The organism is Achromobacter sp. Marseille-Q4954 (assembly GCF_943737025.1).
Classification (GTDB): Bacteria; Pseudomonadota; Gammaproteobacteria; order Burkholderiales; family Burkholderiaceae_B; genus Achromobacter; species Achromobacter bronchisepticus_A.
Window position 1 is genome coordinate 240064 of sequence record NZ_CALSFQ010000004.1, and the last position, 22908, is coordinate 262971.

The 22908-nt window shown below is 66.8% G+C and carries 19 protein-coding genes; 6 read left to right on the forward strand and 13 right to left on the reverse strand.

Features of this window, described 5'->3' with window-relative positions:
* Nucleotides 1-5 precede the first annotated feature (5 nt).
* Both ehuB and NGK62_RS29400 read right to left on the reverse strand, forming a co-directional pair.
* Entirely contained in the window at nt 6-914 is a 909-nt protein-coding gene (ehuB, locus tag NGK62_RS29395; protein WP_251881654.1) for an ectoine/hydroxyectoine ABC transporter substrate-binding protein EhuB, read from the reverse strand.
* Nucleotides 915-1090: 176 nt separating this feature from the next.
* Nucleotides 1091-2245, reverse strand: coding sequence for an ABC transporter substrate-binding protein (locus tag NGK62_RS29400; RefSeq protein WP_118932836.1), 1155 nt, complete (start codon nt 2243-2245; stop codon nt 1091-1093).
* A gap of 263 nt (nt 2246-2508) precedes the next feature.
* Between NGK62_RS29400 and NGK62_RS29405 the strand changes: the two genes are divergently transcribed.
* On the forward strand, nt 2509-2934 hold the full coding sequence (locus tag NGK62_RS29405; RefSeq protein WP_059380474.1) for an OsmC family protein: 426 nt from the start codon (nt 2509-2511) through the stop codon (nt 2932-2934).
* Between the two features lie 138 nt (nt 2935-3072).
* Nucleotides 3073-4362 carry an Nramp family divalent metal transporter gene (locus NGK62_RS29410; protein WP_251881656.1) on the forward strand — a complete coding sequence of 430 codons (1290 nt, stop codon included), beginning with the start codon at nt 3073-3075 and terminating at the stop codon, nt 4360-4362.
* Nucleotides 4363-4431: 69 nt separating this feature from the next.
* On the opposite strand, the gene NGK62_RS29415 is transcribed toward NGK62_RS29410, so the two are convergent.
* Together NGK62_RS29415 and NGK62_RS29420 are read right to left on the reverse strand one after the other, a co-directional pair.
* Nucleotides 4432-4653: a hypothetical protein gene (locus NGK62_RS29415; RefSeq protein WP_054455972.1), complete on the reverse strand. Its 222-nt coding sequence runs from the start codon at nt 4651-4653 to the stop codon at nt 4432-4434.
* Nucleotides 4654-4837: 184 nt separating this feature from the next.
* Nucleotides 4838-5446: a TetR/AcrR family transcriptional regulator gene (locus tag NGK62_RS29420; protein WP_059380472.1), complete on the reverse strand. Its 609-nt coding sequence runs from the start codon at nt 5444-5446 to the stop codon at nt 4838-4840.
* A 104-nt stretch (nt 5447-5550) separates the two neighbouring features.
* Between NGK62_RS29420 and NGK62_RS29425 the strand changes: the two genes are divergently transcribed.
* Complete coding sequence (locus NGK62_RS29425) at nt 5551-6834, forward strand: MFS transporter (RefSeq protein ID WP_088159629.1); 1284 nt, start codon at nt 5551-5553, stop codon at nt 6832-6834.
* A gap of 63 nt (nt 6835-6897) precedes the next feature.
* On the opposite strand, the gene NGK62_RS29430 is transcribed toward NGK62_RS29425, so the two are convergent.
* Nucleotides 6898-7599 (reverse strand): GntR family transcriptional regulator, encoded by a 702-nt coding sequence (locus NGK62_RS29430; RefSeq protein ID WP_251881658.1) that lies wholly within the window; start codon nt 7597-7599, stop codon nt 6898-6900.
* A gap of 129 nt (nt 7600-7728) precedes the next feature.
* Between NGK62_RS29430 and NGK62_RS29435 the strand changes: the two genes are divergently transcribed.
* The 3 genes from NGK62_RS29435 to NGK62_RS29445 are packed head-to-tail and all read left to right on the forward strand — an operon-like array spanning nt 7729 to nt 10847.
* Entirely contained in the window at nt 7729-8724 is a 996-nt protein-coding gene (locus NGK62_RS29435; protein ID WP_059380470.1) for a Bug family tripartite tricarboxylate transporter substrate binding protein, read from the forward strand.
* Between the two features lie 50 nt (nt 8725-8774).
* Complete coding sequence (locus NGK62_RS29440) at nt 8775-9575, forward strand: enoyl-CoA hydratase/isomerase family protein (RefSeq protein ID WP_251881660.1); 801 nt, start codon at nt 8775-8777, stop codon at nt 9573-9575.
* Between the two features lie 21 nt (nt 9576-9596).
* A complete protein-coding gene (locus NGK62_RS29445; protein WP_059380468.1) occupies nt 9597-10847 on the forward strand; it encodes a CaiB/BaiF CoA transferase family protein in 1251 nt (416 codons plus the stop codon).
* A gap of 599 nt (nt 10848-11446) precedes the next feature.
* Here NGK62_RS29445 and NGK62_RS29450 read toward each other — a convergent pair.
* The 8 genes from NGK62_RS29450 to NGK62_RS29485 form a co-directional block, all read right to left on the reverse strand.
* Complete coding sequence (locus NGK62_RS29450; RefSeq protein WP_059379867.1) at nt 11447-12181, reverse strand: ABC transporter ATP-binding protein; 735 nt, start codon at nt 12179-12181, stop codon at nt 11447-11449.
* Entirely contained in the window at nt 12178-12978 is an 801-nt protein-coding gene (locus NGK62_RS29455; RefSeq protein WP_059379868.1) for an ABC transporter ATP-binding protein, read from the reverse strand. The genes NGK62_RS29450 and NGK62_RS29455 overlap by 4 nt, the downstream gene beginning before the upstream one ends.
* Nucleotides 12975-14063: an ABC transporter permease subunit gene (locus NGK62_RS29460; RefSeq protein ID WP_059379869.1), complete on the reverse strand. Its 1089-nt coding sequence runs from the start codon at nt 14061-14063 to the stop codon at nt 12975-12977. The genes NGK62_RS29455 and NGK62_RS29460 overlap by 4 nt, the downstream gene beginning before the upstream one ends.
* Nucleotides 14060-14989: a branched-chain amino acid ABC transporter permease gene (locus NGK62_RS29465; protein WP_059379870.1), complete on the reverse strand. Its 930-nt coding sequence runs from the start codon at nt 14987-14989 to the stop codon at nt 14060-14062. Before NGK62_RS29465 ends, NGK62_RS29460 begins: the two co-directional genes overlap by 4 nt.
* 157 nt (nt 14990-15146) lie before the next feature.
* Complete coding sequence (locus NGK62_RS29470; RefSeq protein ID WP_059379871.1) at nt 15147-16292, reverse strand: branched-chain amino acid ABC transporter substrate-binding protein; 1146 nt, start codon at nt 16290-16292, stop codon at nt 15147-15149.
* A gap of 237 nt (nt 16293-16529) precedes the next feature.
* Nucleotides 16530-20351, reverse strand: a complete 3822-nt coding sequence (gene putA, locus NGK62_RS29475; RefSeq protein WP_059379872.1) for a trifunctional transcriptional regulator/proline dehydrogenase/L-glutamate gamma-semialdehyde dehydrogenase — start codon at nt 20349-20351, stop codon at nt 16530-16532.
* 156 nt (nt 20352-20507) lie between these two features.
* Nucleotides 20508-21215, reverse strand: coding sequence for a PqiC family protein (locus tag NGK62_RS29480; RefSeq protein WP_251881662.1), 708 nt, complete (start codon nt 21213-21215; stop codon nt 20508-20510).
* Nucleotides 21216-21220: 5 nt separating this feature from the next.
* Nucleotides 21221-22885: a PqiB family protein gene (locus tag NGK62_RS29485; protein ID WP_059379874.1), complete on the reverse strand. Its 1665-nt coding sequence runs from the start codon at nt 22883-22885 to the stop codon at nt 21221-21223.
* Nucleotides 22886-22908: the final 23 nt, after the last annotated feature.

The window sequence follows — 22908 nt, forward strand, 5'->3', positions numbered from 1 at the left end:
CCCCCTTACTGGCCGGCGCACAGCTTGGCGGCCGTGCCCCCCTTGGGCAGTTCCTGCGCGGTGAAGCCGAAAGGCGTCACGAGTTTCTGGTGTTCTTCGGTGCCGATGAACTTGGCCAGTTCGGCGTTGAAGGCGTCGGCAAACGCCTTGTCGTCGCTGCGGAACGCGTAGGCGCCGTAGCCGCGCACGTCCTTGCCGTCGATGACCGGGTCCTTGAACGGATCGGCCTTCTCCAGGCCGCTGGCCGCGCTGGTCTTGCCCATCAGGTCGTTGACCGTGAGCGCCGTGGCCGCATAGGCGTCGGCGCGCCCCGCCTGCACGCCGGACAGCGCGCTGACCGCGTCCGGGAACACCACCACCTGGGCGGGCGGCACCTTGATCTTGGAGGCGTATTCCGCTTCGATCGCGCCCACCACCACGCCCAGCTTGGCGTCGGGATTCTTCATCACGTCTTCGTAGCTGTGCAGGTTCTTGGGATTGCCCTGCTTGACCAGGAAGGACTGGCCCACGCCATAAGTGGGGTCCGAGAACGCCACCTGCTGGCAACGTTCGGGCGTGACGTACATGCCCGCGGCGATGATGTCGAAACGCTTGGCCTGCAGGCCCGGAATGAGCGAGCCGAACTCGGTCAGCACGCCCTCCACTTCGTTGATGCCCATGCGCTTGAGCACCACCCGCGCGATCTCCACCGATTCGCCGGTGACCTTGCCCTCCTTGCTGTCCATGAACGCGAACGGCGCTTCGTTGGCGTAGCCGATGCGTATCTTGCCGGCGGCCTTGGCGGCTTCCAGAGTGGACGCGGCGGCGGGCGCGCTCGCTGCCGGCGCAGCCTTGTCGGATCCCGAGTCGGAACATGCCGCCAGTACTCCCAGGCTCAAGGCGGCCAGCATGCGTCTGGATCGGATAAGGCTCATGGCAGTTTCTCCTGTATTTATTTCGAGGTATATGGATTCACTAAAAATGATACGCTATTAAATGATTTCTACACGAATGATGTGTCCGAAAAAAAGCAGGCCGCAGCCTGCTTTTTGCGCCATCTCCCTATGGGAGGTCAGGACAAGTTACGAATGGCAGAGATATATGTCCCTACTTATTCCGCGTAGGAAAAACGGCCGTTCCTGACGATGCCCATGACGCGGGCGCGCTCGTCGAAGCCCTGGTGATTGTCCTTGGTGATGTTGAGCACACCATTGGGCACGACCAGGTCGCGCGTGTTTTCCAGCGCGTCGCGCAAGGCCGCGCGGAACTCCGGGGTGCCGGGCTTGGCGCCGGATTTCAGCGCGCGCGCCACCGCCGAGTCCAGCAGCATCCAGGCGCCATAGGCGTCGCCCGCGAACTGGGTCAGCGTGTTGGCGCCGTAGCGCGCTTCGTACTTGTCGGCGAAGGCCACCGCCACCTTCTTGACCGGGTTGTCGTCGGGCAGTTCGCGCGCCACCACGCCGGGGCCGGTGGGGAACAAGGTGCCCTCCACATCCGCGCCGCCGACCTGCAGGAATTCCAGCGTGCCGATGCCGTGCGTCTGGTAGATGGCGCCGGTGTAGCCGCGTTCCAGCAGCGTCTTCTGCGGCAGGGCCGACGGCGTGCCGGCGCCGGCGATCAGCACGGCGTCCGGCTTGGCGGCGATGACCTTCAGCACCTGGCCGACCACGGAGGCGTCGGTGCGCTGGAAGCGTTCCTGCGCCACGATCTTCAGGTCGGTCCCGGCAGCCGCCGTGAACTCCTTCCACCAGCTGTCGCCGTAGGAATCCGCGAAGCCGATGAAGGCCACGTTCTTCAGGCCCTTCTTCTTCATGTCCGCCACCAGGGCGGTAGCCATCAGCGAATCGTTCTGCGGCATCTTGAAGGCCCAGGCGCGTTTCGGATCCGACAGCGGTTCGACGATGACGCTGGAGGCGGCCAGCGCGATCATGGGCGTGCCGGTTTCGGCCAACACGTCCAGGCCAGCCAGCGCGGCGGCCGTGGTGTTGGGGCCGACGATGGCGTCGACCTTGTCTTCCGAGGTCAGCTTGCGCATGTTCTTCACCGCGCGGCTGACGTCGGTGCCGTCGTCCAACACCACGTAGCGGGCCGGCTCGCCGCCCAGCGTGGCCGGCCACAAGCGGATCGCGTTATTGGTCTGGATGCCGATGGCGGCGGCCGGACCGGTGGTGGACACGTCCACGCCGATGACGATTTCAGCCTGGGCGGACAAGGCGGGGACGGCCAGCGCGATGGCGCAGGCGTAGCGGACGAGCTTGTAAGACATGACAGCAGTTCTCGGCGAGGTTTGAGCAGATGCCTGTATTTTGCCTGATGGGTGAGCGCCGCCTTGCGACCCGGATCAATAAAGCGGGCCTGCGGTTACATCGGCTTGCCGTTGCGCGCAGACGCTTTCCGCGCCGGACGCATGCGTCCGCCGTATCATCGTCCATGCCATCTCAGGCAAAGCGCCCCGCCCCAGCCGGCGGCCCGCGCCCTCCCACACCGGCCGCGCACGCGACGGGCGCGGCCCTTCTACAGGAGTCACGCATGAAGAAAACCGCAAGCGCCCACTGGTCGGGCGATCTGAAGACCGGCAAGGGCACGATCTCCACGCAAAGCGGCGCGCTCAAGGAACAAGCCTACGGCTTTAACACCCGTTTCGGCGACACCCCGGGCACCAATCCCGAGGAACTGCTGGGCGCGGCGCATGCCGGCTGCTTCACCATGGCCCTGTCCAACATCCTGTCCGAAGCAGGCATGGTGGCGCAAAGCCTGGACACCAAGGCCGAGGTCACGCTGGACAAGGTGGACGGCGGCTTTGCCATCACCGCCGTGCACCTGACCGTGGAAGCCGTCATCCCCGGCGCCAGCGCCCAGGCCTTCGAGGACGCGGCCCGCAAGGCGGAAAAAGGATGCCCCGTGTCCAAGGTGCTGAACGCCAAGATCTCCATGGACGCCAAGCTCAAGTCCTGATCCCCTCCCGACCCGTGGCCCGTTCACCAAGGGCGGCGCCACGGGATCCATTGGGCCGCCCTATCCCCTGCTTGCCCAAAATCAATTTGACGACCGCTTTCCCCAAGAGGATGATGAGAATCATTCTCAGGAGTGAGCATGGGCCAATTCATCTACGCGATTTCCGGCGGCAGGACCGCGCTGGCACAGGACGTCCAGGTATCGGCGGGCCTGCGCCGCATCGCCGGCCCCGGCATCCTGGTGGCCGTGGGCTATATCGATCCGGGCAACTGGGCCACCGACATCGCGGGCGGCAGCGGCTTCGGCTACGGGTTGCTGCTGGTCGTCGTCAGCTCGGCCCTGCTGGCGCTGGGCTTCCAGATCCTGGTGTCGCGCCTGGCGCTGGCCACCGGACAGGACCTGGCCACGCTGACGGCCCGCCACCTGTCGCCGCGGGTGGCCAAGGCCGCCTGGCTGGCCGGCGAGGCGGCGATCCTGGCGACCGCCCTGGCAGAACTCATCGGCGGCGCGATCGCGCTGCGCCTGCTCTTCGGGCTGCCGCTGATCGCGGGCGTCGCGGTGACCGGCGTCGGTACTTTCGCCGCGCTGGCGCTGACACGTGGCAACGCCGACAAGCATGAACGCTTCATCGCGCTGCTGCTGTCGGTGGTGGCGATGTCCTTCGTGTTCCTGCTGTTCAAGGCCAACCCGGCCTGGACGGAGGTGGCGCACGGGGTCACGCAGACCGGCCGCGCGCTGCGCGACCCGCAGGGCTTCCTGATCGCGCTGGGGATCCTGGGCGCGACCCTGATGCCGCATAACCTGTACCTGCATTCCGGCTCGCTCGCGCAACGGGCGCAGCAATTGCCGCCGGCCGCCCGCGACCTGGCCATGCGCGTGGCGCGCAACGACACCATCGTGTCGCTGGGCCTGGCCATGCTGATCAACGCCGCCATCATGATCGTCGCCGCCGCCTCGCTGTCGGGCTCGGGCATCATCGTTTCCAGCCTGGACGACGCGCATGCCGTGATCGCCCAGACCCTGGGCATCGGCGCGGCCATCGTGTTCGCCGTGGCGCTGTATGCCGCGGGACAAAGCTCCACCATTACCGGCGTGCTGGCCGGACGCATCCTGTCCCGCGGCTTCCAGGTGCGTAGCGGCTGGTCGGACCGCCGCCGCGCCCTGGCGACGCGGCTGGTGGCCGGCGCGGCCGCCGTTGGCCTGCTGGCGTTCACCGGCGGCCAGGATCCGGACGGCCTGCTGGTGCTGAGCCAGGTCATCCTGAGCCTGGCCCTGCCCTTCGCGCTGGGGCCGCTGGTGCTGCTGGCCTGCCGCAAGAGCCTGATGGGCAGGTACGTGCTGCGCGGCGCCTGGGCCTGGGCGGCGGTTGCGGCCACGGTCGGCATCCTGCTGCTGGATGGCTATCTGGTGGCTGACATGCTGGTCTGATCCCCAGGGATAGCCAAGCATAAAAAAACGCCAGCAATGCTGGCGTTTTTCTCGTACCCGCTATCGGGCTCAGTGGTAGGCGGAGACCACGGGGTGCTGGCGACGGCCGGCGTCCATGTCGTGCAACACCTCGCCGACGGCGCCGCCGAAGGCGGCCAGGCGCACTTTCAGGCGCAGCCAGCGCGAACCGGAAGCGTGGCCGGACAGGCTTTCCGCGATGATCGCGTCATGGATCAGGGTACGTTCCAGCTCATCCGACATGCGGGCATTCTTCAGCGCGGTATCGCTCATGGTTCTCTCCTTGAGAAAGCGATGTGGAACAACACGAGTCCATCTTAGACCTGTGCTTGCTGCGCCGCAATAAATTTCTTAAGCATTTTTTTGTGCGTTGCGCAATGGGGACAAACACCAAAAATGGTGCACATGTGCACTGCTGCCCGCACCTTTCTTGTGCCGCCCTTTCCCGGGCACCCGATCAGCGCTGCGCAAGATGCGCCTGGATCAGCATGTCCGCCATCTGCGCGACCCGGCCGGCAGGCCCGCCTTCGCCAAATAGCTGGCTGGAAACAAAGGCCCCCTCGAACAACAGCAACAGGCCATCGCCCAGCGCGTCGGGATCGGCCGCCCCCATTTCCGCCGCCATGGCGGCCAGGCGCCGCCGCAGTTCGGCCTTGTGCTCCACCGCCACGGCGCGGGCGGGATGGCCGGCTTCGGGGTATTCCACCGCCGCGTTCGTCAGGCCGCAGCCGCGGTAGCCGTTCTGCACCGCGCGCACGCCCAGACCGGTCAGGTAGGCCAGGATCTGGGCCCGCGGGTCGCCCGGATGCGCCGCGCAGGCCGCGTCGAAACGCGCCCAGAACTCCGCGTCGTAGTCGCGCAGATAGGCCGCCGCCAGCTCGTCCTTGGACGAAAAGCTGCGGTACAGGCTGGGTTTGGTCACGCCCGCCTCATTGACGATGGCGTCCACGCCCACTGCCCGTATCCCGTCCCGGTAGAACATTTCCCGCGCAGTCTTGCGGATGCGCTCGGCCGCCAGCGGCGGCTTGGATGCGGGCCGGTCTGCGGCAGAGGTTTTGCTGGCCATGAATGGGCTCCTTTTCCGATTGGCGGATACGGCGAAAAACTGCTTGACTATGTTACTGACCGGTACGTACTATTCGCAAACTCCATTACGTACCGGTCAGTAACATGAGTATAGCCCACCCTCCCGTCCCTTTCCGGCGCGCCGGCCAGAAGTACGCTTTCGTCGTCGTCGCGGTCATTTTCCTGTCCTTGCTGGTTTCAGCCGGCCTGCGTTCCTCGCCCAGCGTGTTGCTGGTGCCTCTGGAGGAGACCTTCGGCTGGAGCCGCAGCACCATCTCGCTGGCCGCCGCGGTCGGCATCTTCCTGTATGGCATGGTCGGGCCGTTCGCGGCCGCCGCGATGGAGCGTTTCGGCTTGCGGCGCGTGCTGATCGGCGCGCTGATGCTGATGGCCGCATCCAGCGCGGCCAGCGCCTTCATGACCCAGTCCTGGCATCTGCTGCTGACCTGGGGCGTGTTCTCGGGCCTGGGGTCCGGCGCGGTCGCCGTGGTGCTGGGCGCCACCGTCGTCAACCGCTGGTTCACCAAGCACCGCGGCGTAATGATGGGCCTGTTGACCGCCAGTTCCGCCACCGGCACGCTGGTGTTCCTGCCGGTGCTGGCGGCGCTGGCCTCGTCGGGCGACTGGACGCGCGTGGTGTGGACGGTCGCGGCCGCGGCGGCGGCGCTGGTGCCGCTGGCCTGGTGGCTGGTGCCGGACCGACCATCCAGCGTCGGGCTGGTCCCCTTCGGCAGCGATCCGCATGCGCCGCCCGCGCCTGCCGCGCCGCGCACCGGCATGCTGGCGGCCACCTTCGGCGCGCTGGCGCGGGCCTCGCGCACCCGCACCTTCTGGTTCCTGTTCGCCACCTTTTTCGTTTGCGGTTTCACCACCAACGGCCTGGTGGGTACGCACCTGATCGCGCTTTGCGGCGACCACGGCATGCCCGAGGTGCAGGCCGCGGGTCTTCTGGCGCTGATGGGCATCTTCGACCTGATCGGCACCACGGCGTCCGGCTGGCTCACCGACCGCTACGATCCCCGCAAGCTGCTGTTCGTCTACTACGGCCTGCGCGGACTGTCGCTGATCTACCTGCCCTATTCCGACTTCTCGTTCTACAGCCTGTCGATCTTCGCCATCTTCTTTGGGCTGGACTGGATCGCCACGGTGCCGCCCACGCTGCGCCTGACGACCGAAGCCTTCGGCGAGCGCGACGCTTCCATCGTGTTCGGCTGGATCGTCGCCGGCCACCAGTTGGGTGCGGCCAGCGCCGCCTGGATGGCGGGCGCCGTGCGCGAAGCGCAGGGCAGCTACCTGATGGCCTTCGTCATCTCCGGCATGACGGGCCTGATCGCCGCCGTCATCGCACTGATGATAGGCAGGAAGCGCGTGGTGGCGCAGCCAGCCTGAGTGCGCCCGCAGTCGGACAGCCGAGCCCTGGGCCCGCGCTGTCCGCGCAGATGACAGAACTCTTCAAGCCTTGGATGCCCCGCCCGCGCGTCCGCGCAAGTTGTAGGTCTTCTTGCTGCCCACATGCTTGCGGATGAGCGACTCCGCAAGCTCGCCGTCGCGCTGCATCAGCGCCTGCACAAAGGCCTCGTGGTCGGCCACCGCCGCCGTCCATTCGTCGATATCGAAATTCGACTTGTAGCGCAGCGCCTGCACCTGCAGGTTCAAGCGATCGTAGGAATGCGTCAGCGCCGGGTTGTGCGCCGCCCGGTTGATGGCGATATGCGTGCCCATGCTGGCCGCGAAATACGCGCGGATGTCGCGCTGTTCATACCCTTGCAGCATCTGCGCGTGCAGTTGCGCGATATGCGCCAGTTCCGCGTCCGTCGCGCGCTCGGCGGCGCTGCGCACCGCCAGCCCCTCCAGCACCGACAGCACGTCGAAGATGTTCTCGACGTCGTCCGTCGACAGCTCGATCACCATCGCGCCGCGCTTGGGCTGCAGGGTCACCAGGCCGTCGGAAGCCAGCATGTGGTAGGCCTCGCGCAGCGGCGTGCGTGAAATCTTGAGCTGATCGCACAGGTCCCGCTCGTTCAGCCAGGTGCCCGGCTTGAAGGTGCCGTCAATGATCAGCTGCCGCAGTTTTTCCGCCACCACGGCCGGCAGCGTCGGGTGATGGATGGCCAAATCGGGGACGGACTGGTCCATAACTTCAGGGTTAGCCATGAGTTGTTGCCACTCGCTAATTCGACTATTTTTGTATCTGGTATACCAAACACCAAAGGCATACCAACCTGACCCCATCATAGAGCAAGCAACACGCGGGCAGGCTGACAACCACCAAAGGAGACCCACATGCACAAGCACGCTCGCGCCTGCGCCGGCGCCCTGGCGCTGACCGCCGGCCTGGCCGCCGCCAGTCCCGCCCTGGCGCAGGACGCATCCAAATGGCCGGAACGGCCGGTACGCCTGATCGTCGGCTTCGTGCCCGGCGGCGGCACCGACGTGTCTGCACGCATCCTGTCCGCCCGCCTTTCGGCGTTGCTGGGCCAGCAGGTCGTGGTCGAGAACAAACCCGGCGCTTCGGGACTGATCGCGGCCGACTTCGTGGCCAAGGCCGATCCGGACGGCTACACCCTGCTGCTCGCCAACATGCAGTCGACCGTCGCCGCGCCCTATGTGGTGCAGTCCAACGTCGACCCGATCAAGGACTTCACGCCGGTGCGCTACATCGGATCGGTACCCAACGTGCTGGTGGTGAATCCGGCCAAGCACAGCTACGCCAGCGTGCAGAACCTGGTGGACGACGCCCGCGCCAAACCCAAGCAGCTGACCTACGCGTCTTCCGGCATGGGCAGCCCGCAGCACCTGAGCGCCGCGCGCTTCTCGCAGATCGCGGGCGTCAGCATGGAGCATGTGCCGTACAAGGGCAGCGGCCAGGCCATGACCGATCTGCTGGGCGGCAGCGTGGACATGAACTTCGATACCCTGCCCGGCGCCATCAACCAGATCCAGGCCGGCAAGCTGCGCCCGCTGGCCGTGACCAGCACCGAACGCAGCAAGCGCCTGCCCGACGTGCCGACGCTGGCCGAGTCTGGCATCAAGGGCCTGGACATCGTGCAGTGGTACGCGGTACTGGCGCCGGCCAAGCTGCCCAAGCCGGTGCTGGACAAGCTCGACCAGGCGCTAAGCCAGACGCTGGCCGATCCCGAGATCAAGGCCAAGCTGGCCGACCAGGGCATGGAACTGGGCGGCGGCCCGGCCACCCCCGCGGCCTTTGCCAGCTATGTGCAGGACGAATGGAGCAAGTACGGCAAGCTCACCGCCAGCCTTGGCCTGACCAAGCAGTAAGCCCGCAGCAACCCGGCGGGGGTGCGCCCCCGCCCACGCAAAGGAACACCATGAGCGCTACCCCCACTTCCGACGCATCCCCCATCCTGTGCCAGCGCGACGGCGACATCGCGACCGTGGTGCTGAACCGCCCTGAAAAGCTCAACGCCTTCACCATAGACAGCTGGCGGCTGCTGGGCGACGCCTTCCTGGAGCTGGACGCCGACGACAGCGTGCGCTGCGTGCTGCTGCGCGGCGCGGGCGAGAAGGCCTTCTCTCCGGGCAACGACATCAGCGAATTCCAGACCGCGCGCAGCAACAAGCGCCAGGCCATCGAATACGGCGCCGTGATGCGCCGGACCATAGAAGCCATCGGCAATTGCCGCCATCCGGTGGTGGCGCAGATACACGGCATCTGCGTGGGCGGCGGACTGGAGATCGCCAGCCTGGCCGATATCCGCATCTGCGGCGAGAGCTCGCGCTTCGGCGTGCCCATCAAGAACCTGGGGCTGGTGATGTCGTACTCGGAACTGGCGCCGCTGGTGCGCCTGGTGGGTCCGACCGCCGCGCTGCAGGTGCTGCTGGAAGGCACCATCTTCGACGCGCAGGAAGCGCTGCGCCTGGGCGTGGTCACGCGCGTGGCGCCCGACAGCCAGGTCGCCTCCGAAGCCCAGGCCGCCGCCCGCCGCATCGCCGACGGCGCGCCGCTGGTGGCGCGCTGGCACAAGAAGTTCATCCGCAACCTGGTGAACGGCAAGGCCTTGACCGACGCCGATCGCGACGAGGCCTTCGACTGTTTCGACACCGAGGATTTCCGCACGGGCTACCAGGCCTTCCTGGCCAAGGCCAAGCCGCAATTCAACGCCCGCTGAACCCCATTGCAAGGAGGACTCATGCATAACGATACCCAGGGCGATACCCCGCGCCCCGCCGGCGCGCTCGCCGGCATGCGCGTGATCGAGCTGTCGCAGATCATGGCCGGCCCGACCTGCGGCATGATGCTGGCCGACATGGGCGCCGACGTCATCAAGGTCGAAAAGATCGACGGCGGCGACGACTCGCGCCAGTACCGCGACCCGCAGATCAACGGCATCTCGGCGCCCTATCTCATGCTCAACCGCAACAAGCGCGCCATCGCGCTGGACTTGAAGCACCCCGAGGGCAAAAAGGTGCTGCTGCGCATGATCCGCGACGCCGACGTGGTGACCGAGAACTTCCGCAAGGGCACCATGGAAAAACTGGGCCTGGGCTACGACCGGCTGCGCCAGGAGAACCCGGGCCTGATCTACTGCGCGGTGTCGGGCTACGGCACCACCGGCCCCTATGCCGACAAGGGCGGCTTCGACCTGGTGGCGCAGGGCTTCTCCGGCCTGATGGCGATCACCGGCGAACCTGGCGGGCCGCCGCTACGCACCGGCAACTCCGTCGCGGACATCAATGCCGGCCTGCTGGCGGCCTTCGGCGTGCTGGCGGCCTATCAGCACAAGCAGCGCACCGGCGAAGGCCAGATCGTCGAAACGTCATTGCTGGAAGCCAGCCTGCAGCAGCTGTACTGGCATGCCGCCATCTATTTCGGCAGCGGCGTGTCGCCCGGCCCCACGGGATCGGCGCACGTGCTGAGCGCGCCCTACCAGGCTTTTCCCACCGCCACCGACTGGATCATCATCGGCGGCGCCAACGAGAAGAACTGGCAGCGCATCGCGCAGGCGCTGGGCAAGCCGGAGTGGGCGGACGATCCGCGCTACGCCCGCAACCGCGACCGCATGAATAACCGCGAAGAGCTGGTGGCGGACATGTCGGCCATCCTGGAGACTCGCAGCGCGCAGGAATGGCTGGACGTGTTCGACGAGGCCGGCGTGCCCGCCGGGCCGGTGCATTCGATCGCGCAGGCGCTGTCGCATCCGCAGACGCTGGCGCGCGGCATGGTGGTGGAACAGGATCACCCGGTGGCCGGCAAGGTGCGCACCGTAGGCATGCCCGTGAAGCTGTCGGCCACTCCCGCTCAATACCACCGCGCGGCGCCGCGGCTGGGCGAGGACACCATCGCGATTCTGGGAGAGTTCGGCTATGGCCAGCAAGAAATCGACGCCTTGATCGAAGCCGGCGTGGTCACGGCCGTGGACCGGGAACGCGCGCCGGTTTAGAACATTTTGGGCTGGATTGCTGGCGTTTGGTTTTGTGAGGTGGGGTTCTTGAGTCGCCGGCATCCGGACTGCGGGATTCCGATGCTCGCCCCGGTGGGGCTGCGCTTCGGATCCCTCCGTCCAGCCACCGGCTTACGGCATCTGCCCATGAACGGGGGCTGAAACCAATGCATTAGGCGACTGTCAGCCGAGGCGGCCCGGAGCCATCCGAAGCGCAGCCCCATTGGGGCGAGCATCGGAATGGCGCAGGGCTGCCTTGGCGGTTAGAGAACCCTGACATCCACAAGCTCGATGCCCTGTCACTTCGGTTTTGTGAGACGGGGTTCTTGAGTCGCCGGCGTCCGGACTGCGGGATTCCGATGCTCGCCCCGGTGGGGCTGCGCTTCGGATCCCTCCGCCCGGCCACCGGCTCACGGCATCTGCCCGTGAACGGGGCTGAAACCAATGCACTAGGCGACTGTCAGCCGAGGTGGCCCGGAGCCATCCGAAGCGCAGCCCCATTGGGGCGAGCATCGGAATGGCGCAGGGCTGCCTTGGCGGCTAAAGAACCCTGACATCCGCAAACTCGAAGCCCTGTCCCCGGGGATCCTGGCCGCGCCCTACTCGGACTCGCCCAGATAGGCCGCACGCACCTTGGGATCATGCAGCATGTCGCCAGCAGGACCGGACAGGATGATCTCGCCCGATTCCATCACGTAGCCGCGATGGCTGTTTTCCAGCGCCAGGCGCGCGTTCTGCTCGATCAGCAGGATGGTCACGCCCTCGCTGGCGATGGTGCGCACCACCTCGAAGACCTTCTCCACCATCAGCGGCGCCAGCCCCATCGAGGGCTCGTCCAGCAACAGCAGCTTGGGGCGCGCAATCATCGCGCGGCCCATCGCCACCATCTGCTGTTCGCCTCCGGACAGCGTGCCGGCCGCCTGCTTGCGGCGCTCGGCCAGGCGCGGGAACAGCGTGAAGACGCGGTCGGTGTCCTGCCGGATCTGGGCCGCGTCGCGACGGATGTAGGCCCCCATCGCCAGGTTTTCCTCGATGGTGAGCTGGCCGAAGATGCCGCGCCCTTCCGGCACCATGACCAGGCCGCGGCGCACCAGCTCATGCGACTTCTGGCCGCCGACGGACTGGCCGCCGTAGACCACTTCGCCGCCCGCCAGCGGCACCAGTCCGCAGATGGCGCGCAGCGTGGTGCTCTTACCGGCGCCGTTGGCGCCGATCAGGCAAACCAGCTCGCCTTCGTCCACGCGCAGGTCGATGCCGCGCACCGCGCGGATGCCGCCGTATGAAACCTGCAGGCCCCGCAATTCCAGCAGGGGTTGGGATGCTGCTGCCGTCATGCCGGGCGCTCCTGATGAATCTGCGGATCCTGCGCGGCGCCGGCGCCCAGATACGCTTCGATGACCTTGGGATCGCGCTGCACCTGGGCGGGTTTGCCCATGGACAGCACCTTGCCGTATTCAAGCACCAGCACGCGGTCGCACAGGCCCATGACGAGCTTCATGTCGTGCTCGATCAGCAGCACGGTGATGCCGTCGGCGCGGATCTTCTCGACCAGCTTGCGCAGCACCACGGTTTCCGATGCGTTCATGCCGGCCGCCGGTTCGTCCAGCGCCAGCAGCTTGGGATCGGTGGCCAAGGCCCGCGCGATCTCCAGGCGCCGCTGGTCGCCGTAGGGCAACGAACGCGCCACGTCGTTGGCGCGATGGCCGATGCCGACATAGTCCAGCAGCTCTTGCGCCCGCGCTTCGGTGGCGGCCTCTTCGGCCCGCGTGCCGCGCGTGCGCAGCACGGCGCCGAACACGCCCGACTTGGTGCGCATGTGGCGGCCGATCATCACGTTCTCGATCGCGCTCAGGTTGGCGAACAGGCGGATGTTCTGGAAGGTGCGCGCCAGGCCCGCGTAGGCGACTTCATGCGGCTTCTTGCCGGACATGGATTCGCCATTGAAGGTGCAGCTGCCCTCTTCCGGGATGTACAGGCCGGTGAGCACGTTGAACAGCGTGGTCTTGCCCGCGCCGTTCGGGCCGATCAGGCCGTAGATCTCGCCCTGCTCGATGTCGAAGCTGACGTCGGACAGCGCCTGCAGGCCGCCGAAACGCTTGCCCAGTCCCTGGGCTTGCAGCAGTTTGCTCATGCTCCGCCTCCCTGGGTCTTGGTTGCGAGTTCACGCTTGCGCACCGCCGACGGCCACAGGCCGGCCGGACGGAACAGCATCACGCAGACCATGGCCAGGCCGAACAGCAGCATGCGTATGCCCTCGGGGTCCAGCACCACGGCGCCGAACAGCATGTGTTGCACCGGTTCGACCACCGCGCGCAGGAATTCGGGCAGCGCGGCCAGGATCAAGGCGCCCAGGATGACGCCCGGGATGTGGCCCATGCCGCCCAGCACCACCATGCACAGGATGGAGATGGATTCCATCAGCGAGAAGCTCTCGGGGCTGACGAAGCCCTGCATCGAAGCGAACAAGGCGCCCGCCACGCCGCCGAAGGACGCGCCCATCGCGAACGCCAGCAGCTTGATGTTGCGCGTGTTGATGCCCATGGCCTTGGCCGCGATCTCGTCTTCGCGGATCGCTTCCCAGGCGCGGCCGATGCGCGAATTCTGCAGCCGCACGCAGACCACCACGATGATCAGCGTCAGCGCCAGCAGCAGGTAGTAGTACTTCTCCGGTCCGGTCACGCGGATGCCGAGCAGGCTTTCCGTGCGGCCGAAGGCGAACTCGCCCACCTTGAACGTGTCGATGCGGTTGATGCCCTGCGGTCCGTTGGTGATGTTGACCGGCGCATTCAGGTTGTTCAGGAAGATGCGGATGATCTCGCCGAAGCCCAATGTCACGATGGCCAGGTAATCGCCTCGAAGCTTGAGCGTGGGCGCGCCCAGCAGCACGCCGAACAGGCAAGCCACCGCCAGCGCGATCGGCAGGATCGCCCAGAACGGCAGATGCAGGCCGAAATGCGGCGAAGCCAGCAGCGCCCAGGTGTAGGCGCCCACCGCGTAGAACGCGATATAGCCCAGGTCCAGCAGGCCCGCGAAGCCCACCACGATGTTCAGGCCCAGCGACAGCATCACGTACAGCAGGGCGAAGTTCAGGATGCGCACCCAGCTTTGGCCGGCCATGCCGATCACGAAGGGCAGCACCGCCAGCACCACGCCGATCAGCGCGATGCCGATCAGGTTGCGGGTCGAAAACCCGCTGCTTTTCAGGGTTGCGTTCATGCCCGGTCTCCCACGCGTTCGCCCAGCAGGCCGGACGGACGGAAGATCAGCACCAGCACCAGCACGAAGAACGCGAACACGTCCTGATAGTGACTGCCGAGGAAGCCCCCGGTCAGGTCGCCGATGTACCCGGCGCCCAACGACTCGATGATGCCCAGCAACAGGCCGCCCGCCATGGCGCCGACCAGGTTGCCGATACCGCCCAGCACCGCGGCCGTGAAGGCCTTCAGGCCCAGCATGAAGCCCATGGTGTACTGCGACACGCCGTAATAGGTGGCGACCATCATGCCGGCCACCGCGGCCAGCGCCGAGCCGATCAGGAAGGCCGCCGAAATCACGGTGTTGATGTTCACGCCCATCAGCCCGGCCACTTCGCGATTCTGCGCGGTGGCGCGCATCGCCGTGCCCAGGCGGGTCTTGTGCACCACGGCCAGCAGCCCGCCCATGATCAGCGCCGCGATCACCACGATGGCGATCTGCAGCGAGCTGATGCGCGCGCCGGCAATCTCGAACACCTGCGGCGACAGCACCTGCGGGAAGTTCAGGTAGTTGCGGCCCCAGCCCATCATGGCCACGTTCTGCAGGATGATGGACACGCCGATGGCGGTGATCAGCGCTGCCAGGCGCGGCGCGCGGCGCAGCGGCCGGTAGGCCACGCGCTCGGCGGTCCAGCCCACGGCCATGCACAGCGGCACGGACACCAGCAGGCCGACGCCCAGCACCACGAAGGCGGACGTGGAAGGATCGCCGCCCACCAGCGAGATGGCGATGGTGGTCGCCGCCATCGCGCCTATCATGACGACGTCGCCATGGGCGAAGTTGATCAGCCCGATGATGCCGTACACCATGGTGTAGCCCAGGGCGACCAGGGCGTACACGCTGCCTAGCGTGACGCCGTTAATCAGTTGTTGAATGAAGATATCCATAGGGGCCGCTGAATAAGCCTGGAAAAATCGCGCGTATCTTGCGGTGACGGCCCTAGGCCTGCCACGGCGCCGCGCGTGGCGCGCGCCTGACGGCGCGCACGCTGCAATACGGGCGGGACGCGGCGCGCAGCCGCCTTCCCGCCCCGGTCCAGCCGCCTTAGTTGGCCTGGCTGACCATCGTCTCAACCATCTCCCACTTGCCGTTCTTGACTTCGTAGATGGTGACCGAGATTTCCTTCAGGTCGCCCTTGGCGTCGTAGGAAATGTGCTCGCTGGTGGCGCCCTTGCGGTTCAGCTTGGCCAGCGCCGGCAGGTACTTCTCGGGCTTGGCGGAGCCGGCCTGCTCGATGGCGGTGATCATGTTCCAGGCGCCGTCATAGGCGTAGGGAGCATAGACGCCGGGGGCCTTCTTGAAGCGGGCCTGATAGCGCTGCTCGAAGTCCTTGCCGGCGGCCATCTTGTCCAGCGGCACGCCGGCCAGCGAGGCGTAGGTGCCGTCGGCGGCGTCGCCGGCCAGCTTGATGAAGGTGTCGCTGCGGGTCATTTCGCCCGAAACCAGCGGCGCCTTCAGGCCCAGGGTGGCCAGCTGGCGCTTCATCGGACCGGATTGCGCGTCCAGGCCGCCGTAGAAGATGGCGTCGGGCGCCGAGCCCTTGATGTTGGTCAGGATGGCGGTGAAGTCGTTGGCCTTGTCGGTGGTGTACTCGCGGCGCACGACCTGGCCGCCTGCGGCCTTGACCGCCTTCTCGACCTCGTCGGCCAGGCCCTGGCCGTAGGCGGTGCGGTCGTCGATGATGGCGACCTTCTTGGCCTTCAGGCTTTCCACCATGAACTTGCCGACCGCGGCGCCCTGCTGGGTGTCGCTGGTCATCATGCGGAAGGTGGTTTCGTAGCCTTGCTTGGTGTACTCCGGCGAGGTCGCCATGGCGATCTGGGGCAGACCGGCTTCATGGTAGACGCGCGAGGCGGGGATGGTGGTGCCCGAGTTGAAGTGGCCCAGGATGCCGACCACGTCCTGGTCGACCAGCTGCTGGGCAACCTGCACGCCCACGCGCGGATCGGCCTGGTCGTCGCGCGACACCAGCACGAACTTGGCGGTTTCGCCGTCGACCTTGATGCCCTTCTTGTTGGCTTCTTCCAGGGCCAGGTTCAGGCCGTTCTGCATGTCCTCGCCATAGTGCGATTGCGGGCCGGTGAGCGGTGCGGCAAAACCGAACTTGACGTCGGCAGCCTGCGCGGAGGCGGCCATGCCGGCGGCGGCGATGCTGGCGGCGAGAAGCTTCAAAGTGGTGCGGAACTTCATGGGTATCCTCCGAGTGTCGGACTTAAGACCTTGTTATACCTGAGCTTTTAGCCAGGCTTTTGGTTTTTCACTACGGCAAGCCCGATGTAGCGGGAGCTTGCGCACGCATATTCTGCAAAATCCGGAAGCCGGGTTGCGACTTCCGGATTTAAGGTGCGACCGGATTTTCGTTCCAGTGCAACCCCGCCCGATATTGGAGATAACCCTTGGATGCCTGAGGGTTGTCCTATATCAGACTCAACCTATGGTCATGAGGCTGGCGTTGCCGCCCGCCGCTGCCGTATTGACGCTGACGGAGCGCTCCGCCAGCAGGCGTTCCGGCACGTAGCCGGCGCCCGCCGCGATCGCGTCGGGGGTCAGGCCATGGACCGACAGGATGGCGCCCGGGCGCTGCGCGATGCGCTGGTTCAGCGCCTGCAGCGCGTCGCCATCGCCTTCGAACAGCACGGCCTGATAATCCGCCTGGTCGACCTCATCGTCGGCCAGGATGCCCGCCTGCTCCTGCTGGCCGGCGTCCAGCGACGCCAGCAGCGCCTGCGCCGCGGGCGTGTCCGCGAACCAGGCATGGTTGCCGGTCAACCTGGCGACGGACCACTGCGCCCGCGCGCCCGCTTCGGTGGCGGCCACGCAATACACGGCGCCGCGCGGCTCCACCACATAGGTATTGGTCTCGCCGGTCGGCCCCGGCAGCGCAATGCGCTGCGGCAGCGCCGCCGCCGCGTCCAGCGCCGGCGGCAGACCGGCCGGACGCGTACCCAGCAGACGGTACATATAGAGCGGACCGCCGGCCTTGGGGCCGGTGCCGGACAAGCCTTCGCCGCCGAAGGGCTGCACGCCCACCACCGCGCCCACGATATTGCGGTTGACGTAGACATTGCCCGCATGAACCTGGCCGGTCACGTGTGCGATGGTCTCGTCGATGCGGGTGTGCACGCCGAAGGTCAGGCCGTAGCCGGTGCCGTTGATGGCATCCAGCAAGGCGTCGAGCTCATCGCGCTGGTAGCGCACCACGTGTAGCACGGGCCCGAACACTTCGCGCGTCAATTCGCTGACGTGGTCGATTTCGATGATGGTCGGCGGCACGAAAGTGCCGTGGCGGCATTCGCCGTTGAGTTCCACCTGGTCCACGCGATGGCCCGCGGTGCGCATCGTTTCGATGTGCCGCTGAATGCCGTTGCGCGCTTCCGTATCGATCACCGGCCCCACGTCCACCGACAGGCGGTCGGGGTTGCCCACGCTCAGTTCGCGCATCGCGCCGCGCAGCATGGTCAGCACGTGGTCGGCATTGTCTTCCTGCACGCACAGCACGCGCAGCGCCGAACAGCGCTGCCCCGCCGAATCAAACGCGGAGGTCAACACGTCGAACACGACCTGTTCGGACAGGGCCGAGGAATCCACCACCATGGCGTTCTGGCCGCCCGTTTCGGCGATCAGCGGAATGGTGTGGCCGGCATCGTCCAGGCGGTCCGCCAGCGTGCGCGCGATGATGCGCGCCACATCGGTGGAGCCGGTGAACATCACGCCGCGCACGCCGGGGCTTGCGACCAGCTGCGCGCCCACGGTTTCGCCGCGGCCCGGCAGCAGCTGCACGGCGCCGGCAGGCACGCCTGCCGCGCGCAGGATGGCCACGGCTTGCGCGGCGATCAGCGGCGTCTGTTCGGCGGGCTTGGCCACCACCGTGTTGCCGGCGGCCAGGGCGGCCGCGACCTGGCCGGTGAAGATGGCCAGCGGGAAGTTCCAGGGGCTGATGCACAGCACCGTGCCCAGCGGCCGGTGCGTGTCGTTGCTGAATTCCGTTTCGGCCTGGTCCGCGTAATAGCGCAGGAAGTCCACGGCCTCGCGCACCTCGGCGATGGCGTTGGGCAATGACTTGCCGGCTTCGCGCACGATCAGGCCCAGCAGGGTCTGCATCTGCTCTTCCAGCAATTGCGCGGCGCGGCGCAGGCACTGGGCGCGTTCGGCCACCGGCGTGGATTGCCAGATGGGAGCGGCATTGGCAGCGGCGCGCAGCGCGATCTCGGCCTCGTCTGCCTGCGCTTCGACCACGTGGCCCACCACGTCGCGCAGATTGGCGGGGTTGCGGACTTCCATGGCGCGCGAGGCATCCCAGGCCCCTTCGCCCTCGCCCAGCATGGGGCCGGCGCGCCACGGCATGGCGGCGCTGGCCAGCAGGGCCGCGGACAGCGAACCCAGCCGATGCTCGTTGCTCAGGTCCAGGCCCGCCGAGTTGGCGCGGGCGCCCTCCTGCGGGTCGCCATAGAGTTCGCGCGGCAGCGGAATCTTCTCGTGCGGCGCGCCCAGCGGCGCGATGCGCGCGGCGGCTTCCACCGGGTCAGCCACCAGTTGCTCGACCGGAATGCTGTCGTCGCCGATCAGGTTCACGAACGAGGTGTTGGCGCCGTTTTCCAGCAGGCGGCGCACCAGGTAGGCCAGCAGCGTTTCATGCGTGCCGACCGGCGCGTAGATGCGGCACGGACGGTTGAGCTTGCCCTGCGACAGCGCGCCCACGACTTCGTCGTACAGCGGCTCGCCCATGCCGTGCAGGCATTGGAACTCGTATTGGCCCGGGTAATAGTTCTGCCCCGCCAATTGGTAGATCGCGGACAGGGTGTAGGCATTGTGCGTGGCGAACTGCGGGAACACCGCTTCCGGCGCGCCCAGCAGCTTGCGGGCGCAGGCCAGGTAGGCCACGTCCGTGTAGACCTTGCGGGTATAGACCGGATAGCCTTCCAGGCCGTCGACCTGGGCGCGCTTGATCTCGCTGTCCCAGTACGCGCCCTTGACCAGGCGCACCATCACGCGATGGCGGCTGCGGCGGGCCAGGTCGATCACGTAGTCGATCACGAAGGGCGCGCGCTTCTGGTAGGCCTGGATGACGAAGCCGATGCCGTTCCAGCCGTCCAGCTCGGGCTCGAAACAGAGCGCCTCCAGCAGGTCCAGCGAGATCTCCAGGCGATCGGCTTCCTCGGCGTCGATGTTCAGGCCGATGTCGTAGCTGCGCGCCAACACGGTCAGTGCCTTCACGCGCGGCAGCAGCTCGGCCATGACGCGTTCGCGCTGGGCGCGCGAATACCGCGGATGCAGCGCCGACAGCTTGATCGAGATGCCCGGGCCTTCATAGATGCCGCGGCCGGCCGCGGCCTTGCCGATGGCATGGATGGCTTGCTCGTACGAGGCGTAATAGCGGTCGGCGTCCTCGGCCGTGGTCGCGGCCTCGCCCAGCATGTCGTAGGAATAGCGAAAGCCGCGGGCTTCCATCTTGCGGTTGTTGGCCAGGGCTTCGGAAATGGTCTGGCCCGACACGAACTGTTCGCCCATCATGCGCATGGCCATGTTCACGCCCTTGCGCACCAAGGGCTCGCCGCCCTTGCCGATCAGCCGGGTCAACGCCTTGGACAGCGACTGTTCGCTGCTCACGGCCACCAGCTTGCCCGTGATCATCAGGCCCCAGGTGGCGGCGTTGACGAACAGGGATTGCGAGCCGCCCATGTGCGACTTCCAGTCGCCGCGAGCCACCTTGTCGCGGATCAGCGCATCGCGCGTGGCACGGTCGGGAATGCGCAGCAGCGCTTCGGCCAGGCACATCAGCGCCACGCCTTCCTGGCTGGACAGCGAGAACTCCTGGATCAGCCCTTCCACCCCGCCGCCGCTGCGCTTGCCGCGCAGCTTCCGGACCAGATCGGCGGCCATGGCGTGGATCTTTTCCAGATTGGGCATGCGGGCCTGGCCCAGCAGCAGCGGCACGCACTCGGGCTCGGGACGCCGGTAGGCGGCGGTGATGGCCGCGCGCAGCACCGACTGCGGCTGCACGTCCTGGCCGAATTCATAGAACGGCGGCGTGGGCGCGGAATGGCCCTCGCCCGCCTCGTCCTCGCCGCCCGCGTCCATGCCCAGGTGCGACATCTCGGCGGGCAGGTGGCCGCGCTCGATCTTGTCCAGGTAGGAAAGGATCGCCTGCTTGTGCAGCCAGTGCGGCGTGCAGTTGAGCTTTTGCGCGGCGGCCTTCAGCCGGTCGCGGAGCGCGTCGTCGACTTTAACGCCTAGGGTCGTGCTGGCCATAAGAGATTGCTTCCTGTCGCATGGCAAAGGTAGTACCGGGTCCTTGCGGGACCCGGCATGGGTAGGACCGTATGCTAGACAGGTTGCAACTTGCTTTGCACTATGGTTAACCCTAGGTTAACCATTTGAGATCAGGCGGGATTTTTGGCTGAACGATCAATCCTTGAGCGCCGCGCAGCCCAGCATCTGCACCGAGCCCGATCCCGCCGGGGTCTGCCCCCGTATGGCCGAGGCCATGGCGCCGGCCAGGCTGACCACGGCGCGCTGCTGCGCGGCGATCATGGCCGGCACGCCCTCTTCCGTCACCGGTTCCGTCACCACGCTGCGGCAAAGCAGGCCGGAACCCTTCATGTTGACCGGCCGCACGCGCCAGGTCGCATCGAGCTGGGCCATGCGGCCTGGCTCCAGCTCGAACCGCTGCACGTCGGTCTGCACGCGCCAGACCGCGGCGCCCGGCCCGGGCTTGACCAGTTGCACGTCCAGGGCGCCCAGCTCGCGCTTCAGCGCGTCCGACAGTGCGCCGCGCAGCTCGTCGCCCAGCGGCGAACTCCAGCGCTCGGAGTACAGCGCGGCCAAGCTGCCCTCGCCGCTGCGCACCATCAGCTGCGGCTGGTCCGCCTGCGTCGAAATGTTGACCGGTTGCACCTCGATCAGGAAGCTGGCGGGCGCCACGCCGGCGGCCGGCGCCTGGGCCGCTGGCGCCTGCAAGGTGTGATAGTGCACGGGCGCAGACGCTCCGCAGCCAGCCAGCGCCGCCGACAAAGCCAGCAAGGACAGGAGCGGACGCAAACGGGGGGCCGCGGATCGCGGCTGCTCGGAACTCGGAGTCGCCTGGCGGGCGCGGGGGAATGGGCGTCTATTCATGGGGTTCAGTTCCTGACAGGACCGGCGCCGGGGATCGGGTCTGGGCCGCGGCCGCGCAACAGGGCCTCGGGGTTGGCTTGCAGGAAGTCGGCCAGGGCGCGCAGCGAACGGGCCGCGCGGCCCAGTTCCTGCATCGCCTTCTCCGTGTTGACCGGCAAGGACGCATCGGAGGCCAACAGCGCGTTGACCTGCGCCATGGATTCCTTGGCCTGCTTGAGCATGTTCTGCGCTTCAGGCGCGACCTGCTTGTCCAGGCGGTTCATCAGCTTGGAGGTGCTGGCCAGCGTGGTGCGCAGGTCCTCGCCGATCTTGTCGAACGGAATCTTCTCGATCTTGGCGACGATGTTGCTGATCTGCTGCTGCAATTGGTCCAGGTTGCCGGGCACCGTCGGAATCATGGCCGGATCCGAGACCTTGAACTCAACCGGCTTGGCGTTCGGGAAGTCGTCCAGCGCCACGTACAGCTGGCCGGTCAGCAGGTTGGCGGTGCGCAGCTGCGCGCGCAGGCCGTGCTTGATCATGCCGCCCAGCAGGCGGTTGCCGGCAAGGTCGCCATCCTTGGCTGCGCGATCGCGCACTTCTTCGAACACGCGCCCCAGGCGTTCCGGATACAGGGTGGCGTCCACCAGCGAGTAGAAGCGCTTGGCGATCGGATCGAAATCCATGTTGATCTGCGTGACGTTGCCCAGCGTGATGCCGCTGAAATCGATGGGCGCGCCCACCGTCAGGCCGCGGATCGACTGGTCAAAACGCATGCGGATCGGGAAGGCCTCGCCGTCCGGATTGGCCTTGGCGGCCGCCTCGGTCGCGTACAGGTCGAACTGGGCGTCGGCCTGCGCCTGCTTGCCCGAATCGCGCGTGGTCAGGACCGGTTCGAAAGCGACGCCCCCCACCGCCATCGACACCAGCGATTGCGTGCGTACCTTGAGTCCGTCGGCGTTGACGCTGAAGTCGACGCCGCTGGCGTTCCAGAAGCGCGAGCCTTGGGTCACGAACTTGTCGTTGGGCGCGTCCACGAACACCTCGACGTTCACGGCCTTGCCGGTTTCATCCAGCGCGTAGCCGATTACGCGGCCCACGTTGATGCGGCGGAAGTACACGGGCGAGCCGATATCGAGCGAGCCCAGATCAGAGGCCCTGAGCTTGAAACGCTTGCCGGCGCGGTCATGCGTAACCGCCGGCGGAACCTCCAGGCCCTCGAAATGCAGCTTGGTAGCCTTCTTGGAACTGTCCTTGCCTTCGGCCGCGTCCACGCCGATATAGGCGCCGGACAGCAGCGTGCCCAGGCCGGACACGCCGCTCACGTCCAGACGCGGGCGCACCACCCAGAAGTTGGTGCCTTCGCGGGCCAGATCGGAAACATCCTTGGACAGCTCGGCCCGCACCACCACCTTGGTGCGGTCTTCGTTGAAGCCGATGGACTTCACGGCGCCGATGTTCACGTCCTTGTAGCGCAGCTGGGTCTTGCCGACTTCCAGCCCTTCTGCAGTATTGAACGAAATCGAGATGTCGGGCCCCGCCTGCATCCAGGTCCGCACGACCAGCGACAGGCCCATCAGGGCCGCCACGATGGGCACCAGCCAGATCCATGAAATCCGGCTCTTCTTCTTGCGCGAGATCGCGGGTGACGCGAACTTCTCTTCACCGGATCCGGGTGCTTGCTCGGACATCTACTCTTCCTTGTTCGTGGACG

Bases quoted from the DNA above. Each gene is read 5' to 3' on its own strand.
- ehuB (WP_251881654.1), bottom strand. From the start codon at position 914: ATGAGCCTTATCCGATCCAGACGCATGCTGGCCGCCTTGAGCCTGGGA.
- NGK62_RS29400 (WP_118932836.1), bottom strand. From the start codon at position 2,245: ATGTCTTACAAGCTCGTCCGCTACGCCTGCGCCATCGCGCTGGCCGTC.
- NGK62_RS29405 (WP_059380474.1), top strand. From the start codon at position 2,509: ATGAAGAAAACCGCAAGCGCCCACTGGTCGGGCGATCTGAAGACCGGC.
- NGK62_RS29410 (WP_251881656.1), top strand. From the start codon at position 3,073: ATGGGCCAATTCATCTACGCGATTTCCGGCGGCAGGACCGCGCTGGCA.
- NGK62_RS29415 (WP_054455972.1), bottom strand. From the start codon at position 4,653: ATGAGCGATACCGCGCTGAAGAATGCCCGCATGTCGGATGAGCTGGAA.
- NGK62_RS29420 (WP_059380472.1), bottom strand. From the start codon at position 5,446: ATGGCCAGCAAAACCTCTGCCGCAGACCGGCCCGCATCCAAGCCGCCG.
- NGK62_RS29425 (WP_088159629.1), top strand. From the start codon at position 5,551: ATGAGTATAGCCCACCCTCCCGTCCCTTTCCGGCGCGCCGGCCAGAAG.
- NGK62_RS29430 (WP_251881658.1), bottom strand. From the start codon at position 7,599: ATGGCTAACCCTGAAGTTATGGACCAGTCCGTCCCCGATTTGGCCATC.
- NGK62_RS29435 (WP_059380470.1), top strand. From the start codon at position 7,729: ATGCACAAGCACGCTCGCGCCTGCGCCGGCGCCCTGGCGCTGACCGCC.
- NGK62_RS29440 (WP_251881660.1), top strand. From the start codon at position 8,775: ATGAGCGCTACCCCCACTTCCGACGCATCCCCCATCCTGTGCCAGCGC.
- NGK62_RS29445 (WP_059380468.1), top strand. From the start codon at position 9,597: ATGCATAACGATACCCAGGGCGATACCCCGCGCCCCGCCGGCGCGCTC.
- NGK62_RS29450 (WP_059379867.1), bottom strand. From the start codon at position 12,181: ATGACGGCAGCAGCATCCCAACCCCTGCTGGAATTGCGGGGCCTGCAG.
- NGK62_RS29455 (WP_059379868.1), bottom strand. From the start codon at position 12,978: ATGAGCAAACTGCTGCAAGCCCAGGGACTGGGCAAGCGTTTCGGCGGC.
- NGK62_RS29460 (WP_059379869.1), bottom strand. From the start codon at position 14,063: ATGAACGCAACCCTGAAAAGCAGCGGGTTTTCGACCCGCAACCTGATC.
- NGK62_RS29465 (WP_059379870.1), bottom strand. From the start codon at position 14,989: ATGGATATCTTCATTCAACAACTGATTAACGGCGTCACGCTAGGCAGC.
- NGK62_RS29470 (WP_059379871.1), bottom strand. From the start codon at position 16,292: ATGAAGTTCCGCACCACTTTGAAGCTTCTCGCCGCCAGCATCGCCGCC.
- putA (WP_059379872.1), bottom strand. From the start codon at position 20,351: ATGGCCAGCACGACCCTAGGCGTTAAAGTCGACGACGCGCTCCGCGAC.
- NGK62_RS29480 (WP_251881662.1), bottom strand. From the start codon at position 21,215: ATGAATAGACGCCCATTCCCCCGCGCCCGCCAGGCGACTCCGAGTTCC.
- NGK62_RS29485 (WP_059379874.1), bottom strand. From the start codon at position 22,885: ATGTCCGAGCAAGCACCCGGATCCGGTGAAGAGAAGTTCGCGTCACCC.